This window comes from Pedobacter frigidisoli (assembly GCF_004331675.1).
GTDB classification, from domain to species: domain Bacteria; phylum Bacteroidota; class Bacteroidia; order Sphingobacteriales; family Sphingobacteriaceae; genus Pedobacter; species Pedobacter frigidisoli.
On sequence record NZ_SJSN01000003.1, the window covers coordinates 103,018 to 117,906 of the forward strand.

The following is a 14,889-nucleotide window of genomic DNA, read 5'->3' on the forward strand; positions in this document are numbered from 1 at the left end:
TCCGGTTTTCCATAAAGCCGGTAAAAATTTTTTCAAAATTCTTATTTATGCGAACTAGCGTATGTTTGAACGATGCTAAAACCAGCTTCATCAATAGCATAAGTTAACTTATCAATTTTAGAAGTTAACACATTGTACATGATAATTGCTACTGTAGAAACCAAGATACCAGTCATGGTGTTAATCAATGCCTCAGAGATACCTACCGCTAATGCTGATTGATCTGGAGCACCAGAGTTCGCTAAACCCGCGAAAGCCGTGATCATACCTTTTACTGTACCTAATAAACCGATTAACGTACCGATTGATACTAATGTAGCGATGATGGTTAAGTTTTGCTCTAACATTGGCATTTCTAATGCTGTAGCTTCTTCAACCTCTTTTTGAATAGCAACGATTGATTGCTCAACATCCATGTTTGGATCAGCTTCAACCTCGCTATATTTTTTCAAACCAGATTTGATTACGTTAGCAACCGATCCTTGTTGTTTATCGCATTCTGCCTTAGCAGCTTCGATGTTACCAGAATTTAAGAATCCTTTTACTTTAACGATAAATGTATCTAAACTCGATTTACCGCTTGCTTTACCAATTACGATAAAACGTTCGATTGAGAATACAATTACAACTAATAATAGTCCAACTAAGATTGCTACAACAAATCCTCCTTTGAATGCAGTACCTAAATAGTTACCAGGTAAAGGTAATTTGTCTCTATCTCCGTCGATGAAGTTATCTGCGGCTCCGAATACGAAATACCATACGGCAAATCCAAGTGCTATACAGATTGGAATTACTAATGTTGCAAATACATTTGAAGCACTTGAAGACGAGGTCTCTTTTTTAACAGTTGTTGGTTTTGGTGCGTTTGCCATTTTTTTTTAAATTTTTAGTTTTAGTTCTTGTTTTTAATTTTTAGCTGTTTTCTTTTGTACTACACACAACGTTTGTCATCTGCTTTTGTTGCGAAAAACAAATTTATAAATTGATTTTAAATTACAAATTAATAAATCAATAAACAATTAAATCGTTACTTAAGATTTAGTTTACGGTAACCAACTTGGGCATATAACAAAAAAATTGCCTCAGCCGGAGGCAATTCTTTCACAATAAAAACTAAAAAAAAATCTAATTGCAAATTTTTGCCATAAAAAATGCATTTAAAACTGCATTTAACACAATTTTAACGCTTCTTCGTACAATTTTGAGTGAGTTGCCTGCTCTAACTGCCTAAAATTTTCTTCAAACGCATTATTCAGTTCATAAGCTTTTATGAAATATTCTTCTTGGTTATTCCATGTTTTAGATGGGTCTAATATTTCATCGGGCACATTAAAACAATGTAAAGGAATCATTAAATTAAACACATGGTGCTTTTTATAATGTTGATGATCTAGATTTCCGCTCAACGCGGCAGTAATCATTGCCCTGGTATAACTTAATTTTATTCTCTTACCAATGCCATAAGCACCGCCGCTCCAACCTGTATTTACCAACCAAACATTTACTTGGTGTGCCCGCAATTTTTCGCCAAGTAGCTCAGCATATTTTGATGGGTGTAATGGCAAAAATGCCTTACCAAAACAAGCCGAGAAAGTAAGTTGTGGCTCAGTTATACCTGCTTCCGTTCCTGCTACCTTTGCGGTGTAGCCGCTCATAAAATGAAACATGGCCTGCTCTACATTTAATTTAGAAATGGGCGGCAATACGCCAAAGGCATCAGCGGTTAAAAAGAAAATGTTTTTTGGTACGCCTGAGATTGATGGCAGTATCGCGTTCTCAATGAAGTTTATCGGATAGGCAACACGAGTATTTTCCGTTTTATCAATGTTTGCATAATCTACATCCTTGGTTCTGGGGAAGAAGTTGATGTTCTCTAACAGGGCACCAAATTTTATCGCATTATATATTTGTGGTTCCTTTTCTTGGGTTAAATCGACACATTTTGCATAACAGCCACCCTCGAAGTTAAACACCGAGTCTTTTCCCCAGCCGTGTTCATCATCGCCGATTAATCGTCTTTCTGGATCTGCCGACAAAGTTGTTTTTCCAGTACCTGATAAGCCAAAAAATATTGCCGTATCGCCATCCTTACCCACATTGGCAGAACAATGCATGGAAAGCGTGTTTTTATAAAGGGGTAGAATAAAGTTTAAAACAGAGAAAATTCCTTTTTTTATCTCTCCCGTATAACCGGTTCCACCAATCAAGATCATTTTTTTGGTGAAATTGATCACTGAAAAATTTTCTTGTCGGGTTCCATCGGTAGTTGGATCGGCCAAGAAACTTGGTGCCGCAATAATGGTCCATTCGGGCGTTATTCCTAAATCATCTCTTTCGGGACGGATAAATAAGTTATTGGCAAAAAGGTTTTGATAAGCAGTTTCTGTAATAACCCTAATGGATATCGAATAATCAGGATTGGCACAAGCGGAACAATCGCGAACGTAGATTTTTTTATCGTTCAGGTAACTCGTCATCTTCTTAAAAAGCTGATCGAATTTTGCTGGACTGATTTTAATATTGATGTCTCCCCACCAAACCGTGTCTTCGGTAACATCATCGCAAACGATGAATTTATCTTTTGGAGAACGGCCAGTAAATTTTCCGGTATCTATTGCCAATGCTCCAGAAGAAGCTAGCATACCTTCTTTATTTAATAAGGCTTCATCAATTAATTCCATTGGAGATAATTGGTATTTTACGGCAATGTTCTCGCCTAGATTTAGGTAGCCTAAATCTGGCGTTTGCAGTTTCTTTTTGCTCATAACAATAAGTTAGTTAGTGGGCCAAAGGTAAAGCGTTATTTAGCAAAAAAACGAATATTTTTGATTTAAAATTTACATATTGTAGCAAATACACTATTACTTAATAAACTGATTATTAGATATTTATGTGATATTTTTGAGCTTAAAATATTTTCGTTTTATACACTAAGGGTGTTTTTGGAGGGAAGATTTGAATAGTTATATTTTTACCGATAAGGATCTTCGACTACGCTTACACAAGCTATGATTGACAACATTCTTGTTTTTTTCGTCATTGTGGGAATATTCTCTGATTTTTCATTCCTGATGCATCGGGGTAGAAATCTCCACCTTGCTCTTTACAATTTACTAGCGGCAATGAGGTTGCCACGTCACGATGAAAAATCGCGACTCGCAATGACGATCGCCTTAAACGTCACTCATATTGATTTTTATGAAATAAATTAATCCTCAGACGATCGCCCTAAAAGTTAGCGACTTTGACTACAAAACTTGAAAGACAAACTTTGCGATAGAAAGGCACAGGTTTCTGTTTGAAATACGAACCTGAGTTAAATAAACCTAGTAGGAATGGTTCGATTTTTCATCGAAAGGAATGGATAGCAGGGCTGAAGATGCCAAGTGCTTCTTGCTTCCGTTTCCAAAAACTAGCCGCCAGCTTTTTTCACTTTGTAGCCATCTTTTTGAAGAATACCCATCACTTTATCGCGTACATCGCCCTGGATCATAATTTCTCCATCCTTTACTGAACCTCCTACACCACACTTGGTTTTAAGCATCTTTCCCAATATTTCTAGATCTTCGGTACGGCCTCGATAGCCTGTAATAAGCGTTACGGCCTTACCACCACGGTTTTTCTTATCTAGCATAACCCTTAAATCTTGCTGGTTGTTGGGTGAGGTAACGGTATCATCAACTTCTTCAACATATTCGAATTCGGGATTGGTAGAGTACATGATTCCGCCAAGATCGCTTAAACTATTTTTCTTTGGTTTCATATTGCAAAGGTAAGAGGTAAAAAGTAAAATGGAAGAGGTGAAATGCTATGGAACAATTACATTTAAGGAAAGTGGTTTTACGAGCCCCTCGATGTGTTTACCCATTTGCAAAGGTTCGCCATCTACATGCACGGCTCCCTCCTTTTCTCGGGTAATTACAATGTTTTTGCCTTTTATAATTTCAACCATATCTGAGGTTTCTGCCGTTCCCCTTAACATTACATAACTTAAAACGGGAAGCTTAAGTAGGGAGAAAGGTTTAATAATGCAAACATCGAGCAAGCCATCTTTTACGGATGCATTTGGAGCAATGTAAACATCGTTTCCATATTGTGATGAATTGGCAATACTAATAGCGAAGGCTTTTCTGGTGTATTCCTTTCCATCGATATTAAGCAAATAGGTTTGCGCCTTATAATGAAAAACCTCCTGAAAACCCAATTTAAGATAACCAGACAAGCCCCTTTTTTTATCTTCTGAGAAAACGGAGCTTAAGTGCGCATCGAAGCCCATACCGGCCAGGTTAAAAAAACATTTGCCGTTAAATTCTGCGGAATCGATTTGATCGACTTTTAAACTGTTGATGATAGTTAAAGCATATCGCAAATTTTTGGGAATGCTTAAAAATCTCGCCAATCCATTACCAGAACCAAGTGGCAAAATACCCAATATTTTATTGTGCTTTAATACTTTTGTTGCTACTTCATTAATGGTTCCATCGCCACCGGCTGCCACAATAACATCGAAATTTTTAATCGAGGCTTCATCTGCAAGCTCTGCGGCATGGCCTACATATTCAGAAAAAACGAAGTTTGGGTTAAATTTTTCCTTATCGAGGTATTTATCGATAAAATCGGGAATAGCTAATTTCCCTCTACCACCGGAGATTGGATTTATGATAAAAAGGATATTGATTTTTGTATGCAAAGTGTAAGAATGAAGGCACAAAATAATCTATAATTTTTGAAATAAAGAAAATATGCTAATTTTGCATTCATTAAAAGTGGATTGATTTGCTATCCCGATAATCGGGACCGGATTGCAACCACTTAAAAAAATTGCTAATGCCTCCTTTCAACCATTATAAAAACCTGTTTTCAAGGGGTTTTGGCAATTATTAATTTGTTTATTTATCACTAATAATATTTAATAAATGTCGTATTTATTTACATCAGAATCTGTTTCTGAGGGTCACCCAGATAAAATTGCCGATCAAATTTCGGATGCCTTAATTGATAACTTTTTAGCTTTCGATCCAGAATCGAAAGTTGCATGTGAAACTTTGGTTACCACTGGTCAGGTTATTCTAGCGGGTGAGGTAAAATCTAAAACATATTTAGACGTACAACAAATTGCTCGTGATGTAATCAAAAAAATTGGTTACACCAAAAGCGAATACATGTTTGAGGCCAATTCTTGTGGAATTTTATCTGCTATTCACGAACAATCTCAAGACATTAACCAAGGTGTAGATAAAACGAACAAGGAAGAGCAAGGTGCTGGCGACCAAGGGATGATGTTTGGTTATGCCACTAACGAAACTGAAAATTACATGCCCTTGGCACTCGATTTATCTCATGCGCTATTAAGAGAATTGGCTAACTTGAGAAGAGAAAATGCTGAAATTACCTATTTGCGTCCTGATGCAAAATCTCAGGTAACTTTAGAATATTCTGATGATAATAAACCACAACGCATTGATGCAATTGTGATTTCTACGCAGCATGATGATTTTGACGAAGAAGCTGCAATGCTGGCAAAAATCAAATCTGATTTGGTGTCGATTTTAATTCCTAGAATTAAAGCGAAATACCCTCAATATGCGCATTTATTTAATGATCAAATTACTTATCACATAAATCCAACCGGGAAATTCGTTATCGGCGGACCTCATGGAGATACTGGCTTAACTGGTAGAAAAATTATTGTTGATACTTACGGCGGTAAAGGTGCTCACGGTGGTGGCGCATTCTCAGGAAAAGACCCGAGTAAGGTAGATAGAAGTGCTGCTTATGCAACACGTCACATTGCAAAAAACCTAGTTGCTGCTGGCTTAGCTGATGAGGTTTTGGTTCAGGTTTCTTACGCTATTGGGGTTGCGAAACCAACTTCGATTAACGTGGTAACTTATGGAACGGCTAAAGTGGGTTTAACAGATGGAGAAATCAGCAAAAAAGTAGAATCTATTTTTGATATGCGCCCTTACTTTATTGAGCAACGTTTAAAATTAAGAAACCCAATTTATAGTGAAACTGCTGCTTATGGCCACATGGGCAGAACGCCAGAAACGGTAACTAAAACATTCAGAACGCCAAATGGTGAAGAGAAGACGGTTACGGTTGAATTGTTTACTTGGGAGAAATTAGATTACGTAACAGAAGTTAAATCTGCTTTCGGAATTTAGTATTAAATTGAAATATTTTAAAGCGTCTCGATGTAAAAATCAGGACGCTTTTTTTTATAATCAAATCTGAGCGGCAAAGCATTAAATCCCTTTCTTTTTCATAAAATCTTCCTCTTCTACTGAGAGATGATCATCATCTATGGCATAAGATTTTATATCCGCAATTTTCATTTCATCAATTGCATCCACAAAATCCTTAAATTTTGAGGTTTTTGAAGGCTTGATAATCACAATTAAATACTTGCTTGGATTATTAGAATTGGCATCTGCTACAATGCGTTTATTTTCAGCAATTTCTTGCTGAATCTTATTTACATCAATAAGCTTCATTTGCGCACTCTCCGTTACGCCTATGTATGAAATGGCCTTGTTATCTTTTCCAAGTACTATTGTCATGGTACGCGATGCCGGATACGGATTTCGCACTTCACTTTCGATGGGCTTTGCAATATCCGCAGCTTTTGGTTCGCTCATGGAAGTGGTTAGCATAAAAAATGTGGTTAACAGGAACATTAGATCTACCATAGCTGTAAGATCTACTCTTGGTGCTGCTTTTTTGGTTCTTCCCTTTACAGCATTGCTGTTTGGAGATTCGTTTAGTGATGCCATAATGTTTAGGTTTTTTTAATGATGATGACAACCTTAATGAAATTGCATAAAAAAAGGCGATTAAAAATTTAATCGCCTTAATTACTATAAAAGTTTAATGCTATTTAATGGCCTCTATTACACCGCAGCCCACTCTTGGCCCTGAGTTTCCTGTTGGTTGTGTTGTGTAATCATCGGTTCCACCGTGAACAATAATCCCCCTACCAATGATATTTTTAACATCTCCATCCTTGATGCTCCAGCGATCAGTAGTTACGGAAATTTTGCCCTCACCCTTAGCATCTAGCATGATGTTACCAATATCTCCACTATGATAGGCTGATGAGCCCCATTTGCCATGATTTTCTTTAGTAGGATTCCAGTGACCATGTGTGTTTTCACCCATATCTCCGCAATCGCCATGTTCATGAAAATGTACCGCCACATTACTATCAGCCCTAGATGCAAATTTCAATTCTAAATCCATTTTGATTTTGCCATCACTCAGTTCATAAAACTTAACTGTTCCAATGCTCTTTGATGGATCAGCCGTTTCGGATAGATTTGCCTGGGCAATTTCTTTATCGGTTTTAGTGCAAGCACTTACTAGTGCCGCACCAGCAATAGCTAAGGTTAGGAGATAATTTTTCATCATTTTAAAATTTAGTTTAATTAGCAAACACATTGAAGCTCATTTGGTTTGCCTATAAATGGATCCTGCTAAAACCATTTGCGAAACCACTTGTTTAATAGGTAAGAAAAATCATATAACTATGGAACAGCCAATAGCAATGAACACTTTGAGTCAAATTTTGGAGAAATTGAGGCTGAAAGGAAAAGATAACGAATTAAAAATAACAGATCATGGTAAGATGCAAAGCCAAACTGGCAAGATTTATAAACCTGAGGATTTAACGATTGTTAAAACTTATCGATTTGAGGGTGATTCAGATCCAGCAGATAACTCTGTACTCTATATAACTGAGGATAAGGATAAAGAATTAGGGTATATATTAGATGCTTACGGTATTTATTCTGATAATTTAGGATCGGGATTTGATGATTTTCTAAAGAAGATACCAACCGAGAATAGAGATGAGCAGGAACTATTCTGCTAGATAATTTTTAATAACCTTGAAATGGAGTGCATGATAAAACCTAGCACTCCATTTTTTTTATTATACACTTTCCCCAGTTAGAAATTTGTAATTTCGCCGCTCATTCATCATTTCCTTAATGAAGAGCAAGATTAATATTCCACCAATACCAGCAGTTCTACTATCCATTATTAGTGTACAGTGTGGAGCGGCAATCGCAAAAGGGCTTTTCCCTGCTATTGGTGCTACTGGAACTGCTTCATTAAGGATTGGCTTATCTGCCATCATCTTATTAATCGCCTTTAGACCAAAAATTTCTAAACTGAACAAAAAGCAGTGGAAATATGTGATTCTATACGGCCTGAATCTGGGCGCAATGAACCTGATCTTCTACATGGCTATTGCCAGAATACCGATTGGACTAGCCGTAACCCTAGAATTTTTAGGCCCTTTGGTATTGGCAGTTTTCGGTTCGAAAAGAGCAATAGACTTTCTGTGGATAGTTTTGGCTGCTGCCGGAATCGCCCTAATAACTCCATGGACTAACAATGGCTTAAATTTGGTTGGCGTTTTGTTGGCGCTTTTGGCTGCTGTACTTTGGGCAACCTATATTATTTTAGGCGGAAGAATATCAAAAATTATGCATGGTGGCGAAGCTGTAGCCATTGGGATGGTTTTCGCTAGTCTGCTTATTTTGCCATTTGGCTTTTTTGGTGGAGGCTTGAGTAACCTAAATCCGAAGTTATTGGGAATGGGAGCAGCACTCGCCTTATTATCAAGTGCCATTCCGTTTACCCTAGAAATTAAAGCCTTAAAACAACTTCCGGCCAAAACATTCAGTATATTAATGAGTTTAGAGCCTGCAATGGCATCTTTGGCAGCTTTTGTATTCTTGCAAGAATATCTATCATTTAAAGAATGTTTGGCGGTAGCCTTTGTGGTTATAGCATCTGCAGGTTCTGCTTTAACCATTAAAAATAAAATAGCAGCCTAAGCCAGTTTTTCGGTTTTATAAATTACAATCGAATCAATTAATGTGGAAGATTTCTCAACAAAAGCTGTGATATATGCCTGTTGATTATGCAAGTCTAAACCTTGTTGACTTTCCCATTCCTCTTAAAAGATAAAGGTGTTTTCTGCAGCAGCTTCATGAAGATCATATTGGATACACGCTTCTTCCTTTCTGGAATTGGCCACCATATCCAACAAAATGGTTCTTAATTCTGCGGTGGTAGCTGTTTTACTTTTAACTATTGCTGTTAGATAAATACTCATAAGTCTAGTGTGTTTAAAAGAATTGTTTTTAAATGTTGTATCATTTTAAGTTGTTGATAATATCTGGATTATTTTCTACATCATGGAAATGAATGCCATTTATTCTTTTCATAAGCTTGTTTGCATAAAAAATTCATCGGCCAAGGTAAATTTAAAGTTATTTGGGAATGAAAAACCAAATTAACCAATTCACTATATTTTGGTTGTAGAAAAAACACGCAATATGCGTCAGAAAACCATGTTATTAAAAACCTTTTTAAGGCAGTAATGGTTAGTATATAATTTCTAAATAAAATTAGCACTAAAAGCCGCTTATCAAACCATGGCAAAAATTAAATTCGATAGAAATATTTAATTAAGATTTACAGAAATACCACCCTAATGAGTGATAAAGACTACTTTTTAAGCAACGAACAATTATTACATGTTTTCGATTTAACTCAAACAGCAACGGCTATTCATGTTGGTGAAACGGCTATTATTCAAACCGCTAATGATGCAATGCTCAAAATTTGGGGAAAGGATCGGAATGTAATTGGAAAATCCTTAGAAGATGCTTTGCCCGAGCTAAAAGGTCAGCCCTTTATTGGGATGTTTGCAAGGGTTTGGAATGAAGGGCTTACATTATCAGGAAAGAATACCGCGGCACACTTGGAGGTTGATGGAAAAATTCAAACCTATTATTTCGATTTCGAATACAGGGCAATAAAAGGAGAAGATGGTAAAACCACTTGTATTTTACATACCGCGATTGATGTTAGTGAACGCTTTCTTAAGCGTGAAGCTCTAGAAAGGGCACAAGAGAAAGAAGAAGCATTAGAAAGGGAGCAAGCCCTAAATGAAGAGTTGGCAGCAACTAATGAAGAACTTTCTGCCACAAATGAAGAGCTCCAGAAAACCCAAGAAAATTTACATATCTTAAATTTAGAGTTGGAAGCGAGGGTTGCAGATAGAATAAAAGCATTCACGGAAAGTGAAAAGCGCTTTAGAACCATGGCAGAAGGAACAGATATCCTCATTGCAGTGGGAGATGAAACCGGAAATGCAATTTATTTTAACAAACCTTGGGTAGAGCTTACAGGTAGGTCAATGGATGAGCTTCTAGAATTCGGTTGGGTCGATTTGATTCATCCTGATGATAGAAATCGATATATCAATATTTACCTCTCAGCGCTTGCAGAAAAAAAACCATTTACAGGAGAATTTAGGCTATTAAGTAAAAAAGGCGACTACCATTGGTTATTGGCTAAAGGCCCTCCACGCTTTAACCACGATGGTTCCTTTGCCGGATACATTAGTTCTTGTATTGATATCACTGAACGTAAAGTTGCAGAAATTGAACGACAAAATCTTAATAAGCTAATCGAAGCAAGCTCTGAATTTATTGGTTTGGCTGAACTCAATTCTTCTTTCCAATATTTAAACCCTGCGGCCTTAACAAAACTGGGCTGGAAAACATATAGTGGAAGAACAATTTTGGATTGTGTTTATCCTCAAGACAGGAAGTTTGCCGAAAAAATATTACCAACCTTTTTAGTCGATAATTTTAAGCACGAAATTCGGTTTTGGAATGAGAAAACTGGTCAGCCCTTTTGGATTGAGTGGAATGGTTTCCCCATAAGAGATGCCGAAACTAATAAGGTTATTGCAACGGCAACGGTTAGTCCAGACATTACCGAAAGAAAGCTTTACCAAGAAGAGCTTCAGGATGTTAATATGGAAATGGCCGCTGCCAATGAAGAATTGGCAACCACAAACGAGGAACTTGCCCAAACGCATGATGACTTGGTTCAATACACGAGCAAGCTTGCCGATAGTGAGGAAAAACTTCGCCAAGCAATAGAGACAGGTAAAATGGGTACCTGGAGCATCGATCCTAAATCGATGGAAGTTACCATGTCTAACTTTGTTAAGGAATTATTGGGCTTACCGCTAAATAAACCTGTTGAAATGGACTTGATAATGCAGGCCGTAAATCCTAATTACCATGAACTGCTTTTTTCTGCATCATCTAACGCCATTAAGAACCAATTATCAAGTGATATGGAATACCCTATAAACAATCTAATTACGGGAGAAGAGAAATGGGTTAGGGCTACAGGAAAGGTATTTAGCGATCTAAATGGAAATCCCACTGAATACTCGGGAATATTTATGGACATTACCGAGCAGAAGCTCGATGAGTTGAGAAAAAATGACTTTATCGGCATGGTAAGCCATGAACTAAAAACTCCACTAACCGCCATTAACGGATTTGTACAGGTTCTACAGCGAAAAGCATTTAAGGATAAGGACGATTATGCGGTACTTGCATTGGATAAAACACATTCGCAGATTAGAAAAATGACTACCATGATTAATGGTTTTCTAAATGTTTCCCGGTTAGAATCTGGCAAATTATTGATTGACAAAAATCCTTTCAGATTGGATGAATTGATAAAGGAAATAATTGACGAAACATTTATATCCCAATCATCTCACAAACTTATTTTAAAGCCAGCGTGCGAAGTAACCTTGATTGCTGATAAGGATAAAATTGGAAACGTCATTTCAAATCTATTAAGCAATGGCATAAAATATTCAGATAATGGCACAAATATCGAAGTGAGCTGTCAATTGTTCGATGCTTATGTTGAAGTGAGGATAAAAGATGAAGGAATGGGCATAAAACCTGAGGATATTGAAAAATTATTCGAGCGCTATTATCGCGTTCAAGGCAACCATACTATTTCTGGCTTTGGCATTGGCCTTTATTTAAGTGCAGAGATTATAGAGCGCCACAATGGCAAAATCTGGGTAGAAAGCGAGCTGGGCAAGGGATCTACTTTTTGTTTTACCCTACCATTATCTTAAATGAAGCGGATTTAAGATTGTTTAAATCCACTTCATCAAATCTTTTTAATTGCTAAAATCGAAATACAAGTCTCCAGTAATTAGTTTTCCATCAAGATGATTCTTTTCACTTTGAGGGCCCATTACACCTGCAGATTGAAACTTTGTACCGATTGGACTTATCGAATTTAGAAAGCCAATATTTCCCTTGGGAAAAGCTGGTTCAACATTATTATTCTTCAAGGCATCTTTCTCTCTATCTGGTTGAAACATTTGCAAAAACACATTTTCATTTGTGGTGTAAACGGTAAATGGCGATTCCTTATTTTCGATTACAACCCAATTAACCTCAGCGTGGTAGCCCTTAAACTCTGGATATCTCCATGTTTCGCCCGTAATGGTATTGTTGTAATCTTTATGCCATACGCCTATCTGTTGCCCTTTTAATCTGTTTTTCCAAACCCGATAAGGCCCACGACCTAAGTATTTAATACCCGTAATTTTGTTTTCGGGATAATTGAAAGTAATACCAGAGAAGTCTACATCGCCAGTTTGATTATAACTGTATTCAAGTTTGGCAGGTTTACCGGCAGAAAAAATCCATTTGACATTTAGTGAGGCCATACCACCGTAACTGGCCTCAATGATATATCGATCGCCATCGAAATGGGATGAAAAATGCTGCAAGGATGTATCCATGCCAGCCAAAACTGGTCCATTGGACAAAGAGATTACCTTTACACCTTTATTTACCTGCTGTATATATCCTGTAGTTTTATCAAAAAAATATCCGATTCCATCACATACCACTTTAATTAGTTCTGTTTTATCGTCAACAGTAATTTTTGATTTTAAGCTTTTAACAACAAACGCTGCAACAATTGCTTTAACTGGTTTAACTTTCCAACTCCAGGTAAATATTTCCTTACCATCTACCCCAAATGCACTGAGGTACAGAACATCATTATTTTTCCAAGATACAGGAAGAACAAGGTCTAACTTTCCCTTTCCATTTGGCTTAATATCTGGTGAAGAAATATTTCCTGTGGCAGTAATTTTTGAAACTAGGGATTGAGATTTGGCTGATGGGAATTTTGCCAAGCGCCACTTAAAAGTACATTGATTTAGGTTGGTGAAAGAAAACCTATTTTCTAATTCTAATTTGCCATCGAAATTTTTGTCGATCTCCTTTTGCGCAATGTAAATCGGCGACCAGATTTCCTTGATACTAAAAAAGCTGGCTTCCTTTTCGCGATGTGGACCTAGAATTCCATCTGGAGCGTGATTACCATCACTATCATAGATTCCATTTTTATCAGTTCGAATAACACTTTCATCTAAAAATGCCCAAATAAAACCTCCTGCTCCATGCGGATGTTTCAGCATCTGATTCCAAAAATCATCAAGAGCCGCAGAAGCGCCACCATCGTACAAGCCATGCATAAATTCTGTAGGGAAAAAGACTTCCTTACCTGTTTGTGCCGCCTTAACCATGTAATTATAATCGGGATAATGCTTGGTATCAGTCCCATTAAATTTTTCCCAAGGATGAATAACCACTCGATTTTGAGGATCGTAAAGTGCATAATCTTTATCTAAATCAGTATTAAAACCGCCCTCATTTCCGTTCGCCCAAAACAAGATAGATGGATGGTTTACATCCCTAAGCACTAACTCTTTCACTAACCGATGACCAACCTCGTTGTCGTATTTCGCCTGCCAGCCGGTAAGCTCATCAATCACATACAAACCCAACGAATCGCAGATATTTAGGAAATCTACATCGGGTGGGTAATGCGACATTCTAACCGCATTCATGTTCATCTCTTTCATCAGCTTCACATCTAACAAATGAACACCGTAACTTAACGTTCTTCCAGTTTCTGGCCAAAAGCTATGCCTGTTGCTTCCCTTAAGCATTATTTTATTTCCGTTTACATATAAACCATCATTTAGGCGAACCTCAACAGTTCTAAAACCAAATTTTTTAATAATCTTATGTATAACTCCAGATTTATTTCTGATCGAAATACTTACCTGATATAGATTTGGAAACTCTGCATTCCACAACAAAGGATTGTTGAATTTACCGCTTAGGGTTTGGAGCTCTTGGTTTTGCTTAAGGTTAGTTCGAATTGGCCCACCAACATTGTGGCCGTTTAACATTTGCACCTGCGCTTCTATCAGTTCATCGCCCTTAAGGTTTTTGGTGTACACATCTGCTTTAAAAGTTCCGTCTGCCTTGGCATCAATTGCTAATCGCTCAATAAAAACCTCTGGAACAATTTCTAGATACACTGGTCTAAATATGCCGCCAAAAATCCAAAAGTCACCTTTGCGTTCGGCATTATTTATAGAGAGATTTGCCGAAGTTTTATCCACTCTTACTTCAAGTGCATTCTCGCTATTAAACTTTAAAAAATCAGTTATATCATATTTAAACTGATAAAACCCACCTTGGTGTATTGGCCCAACCTGCTTGTCATTTACCATCACTTTTGTATCCGTCGTCGATCCATCGAAAACAATAAATACACGTTTATTTTTCCAATCGCCAACAAAGAAATCGTGTTTATAGATTCCACTTTCGTTCCCTTTTACTTTATCGTGCCCATAATTATAGGTGCCATAGTTTTGCATTTCCCAATTTGAGGGAACAGGAATTTTTGACCACTTTCCACTATTACGGCCATCTGTACAGAAAAAATCCCATTGAACAGTGTGATCCTTATCCAATCCAGATAGGTATTTGACAACAGTTTGCTGCGCAAAGCTTAATGAACAGAGCAATAAAAAAATTATTTGTATGATTAATTTTGGGAAGATCTTGATCATAAAATGGGATTTGTATTTAGTTTAGGAACTGCTTTAAGGTACTAAATTTTATGATAGCGTTAGCGAAACGGTTATCTGTATAACTAAAAAAG

Annotated in this window: 12 protein-coding genes; 4 read left to right on the forward strand and 8 right to left on the reverse strand. The window is 37.1% G+C overall.

Going from position 1 to position 14,889, the window contains the following annotated elements; translation table 11 throughout:
* Window positions 1–41 precede the first annotated feature (41 nt).
* The 4 genes from EZ449_RS04705 to EZ449_RS04720 all read right to left on the reverse strand — a co-directional run bounded on the left by EZ449_RS04705 (window position 42) and on the right by EZ449_RS04720 (window position 4,693).
* Window positions 42–875: a MotA/TolQ/ExbB proton channel family protein gene (locus EZ449_RS04705; RefSeq protein ID WP_131556816.1), complete on the reverse strand. Its 834-nt coding sequence runs from the start codon at window positions 873–875 to the stop codon at window positions 42–44.
* A 297-nt stretch (window positions 876–1,172) separates the two neighbouring features.
* Window positions 1,173–2,768 carry a phosphoenolpyruvate carboxykinase (ATP) gene (pckA, locus tag EZ449_RS04710; protein ID WP_131556817.1) on the reverse strand — a complete coding sequence of 532 codons (1,596 nt, stop codon included), beginning with the start codon at window positions 2,766–2,768 and terminating at the stop codon, window positions 1,173–1,175.
* 647 nt (window positions 2,769–3,415) lie between these two features.
* A complete protein-coding gene (locus EZ449_RS04715) occupies window positions 3,416–3,766 on the reverse strand; it encodes a translation initiation factor (RefSeq protein WP_131556818.1) in 351 nt (116 codons plus the stop codon).
* Window positions 3,767–3,811: 45 nt separating this feature from the next.
* A complete protein-coding gene (locus tag EZ449_RS04720) occupies window positions 3,812–4,693 on the reverse strand; it encodes a diacylglycerol/lipid kinase family protein (protein WP_225872233.1) in 882 nt (293 codons plus the stop codon).
* 226 nt (window positions 4,694–4,919) lie between these two features.
* Between EZ449_RS04720 and metK the strand changes: the two genes are divergently transcribed.
* Window positions 4,920–6,170: a methionine adenosyltransferase gene (gene metK, locus EZ449_RS04725; protein ID WP_131556820.1), complete on the forward strand. Its 1,251-nt coding sequence runs from the start codon at window positions 4,920–4,922 to the stop codon at window positions 6,168–6,170.
* An 81-nt stretch (window positions 6,171–6,251) separates the two neighbouring features.
* On the opposite strand, the gene EZ449_RS04730 is transcribed toward metK, so the two are convergent.
* Both EZ449_RS04730 and EZ449_RS04735 read right to left on the reverse strand, forming a co-directional pair.
* Window positions 6,252–6,779: an ExbD/TolR family protein gene (locus tag EZ449_RS04730; protein ID WP_131556821.1), complete on the reverse strand. Its 528-nt coding sequence runs from the start codon at window positions 6,777–6,779 to the stop codon at window positions 6,252–6,254.
* Window positions 6,780–6,879: 100 nt separating this feature from the next.
* A complete protein-coding gene (locus EZ449_RS04735; RefSeq protein ID WP_131556822.1) occupies window positions 6,880–7,413 on the reverse strand; it encodes a superoxide dismutase family protein in 534 nt (177 codons plus the stop codon).
* A gap of 118 nt (window positions 7,414–7,531) precedes the next feature.
* On the opposite strand from EZ449_RS04735, the gene EZ449_RS04740 reads away from it, so the two are divergent.
* Window positions 7,532–7,876: a hypothetical protein gene (locus EZ449_RS04740; RefSeq protein WP_131556823.1), complete on the forward strand. Its 345-nt coding sequence runs from the start codon at window positions 7,532–7,534 to the stop codon at window positions 7,874–7,876.
* 118 nt (window positions 7,877–7,994) lie between these two features.
* Window positions 7,995–8,849 (forward strand): EamA family transporter, encoded by an 855-nt coding sequence (locus EZ449_RS04745; protein WP_131556824.1) that lies wholly within the window; start codon window positions 7,995–7,997, stop codon window positions 8,847–8,849.
* A 122-nt stretch (window positions 8,850–8,971) separates the two neighbouring features.
* On the opposite strand, the gene EZ449_RS22790 is transcribed toward EZ449_RS04745, so the two are convergent.
* On the reverse strand, window positions 8,972–9,130 hold the full coding sequence (locus EZ449_RS22790; protein WP_205942945.1) for a putative quinol monooxygenase: 159 nt from the start codon (window positions 9,128–9,130) through the stop codon (window positions 8,972–8,974).
* 381 nt (window positions 9,131–9,511) lie between these two features.
* On the opposite strand from EZ449_RS22790, the gene EZ449_RS04755 reads away from it, so the two are divergent.
* Window positions 9,512–11,983 carry a PAS domain S-box protein gene (locus EZ449_RS04755; protein WP_131556825.1) on the forward strand — a complete coding sequence of 824 codons (2,472 nt, stop codon included), beginning with the start codon at window positions 9,512–9,514 and terminating at the stop codon, window positions 11,981–11,983.
* 45 nt (window positions 11,984–12,028) lie between these two features.
* On the opposite strand, the gene EZ449_RS04760 is transcribed toward EZ449_RS04755, so the two are convergent.
* Window positions 12,029–14,797: a glycoside hydrolase family 2 protein gene (locus EZ449_RS04760; protein ID WP_131556826.1), complete on the reverse strand. Its 2,769-nt coding sequence runs from the start codon at window positions 14,795–14,797 to the stop codon at window positions 12,029–12,031.
* Between the last annotated feature and the right edge of the window lie 92 nt (window positions 14,798–14,889).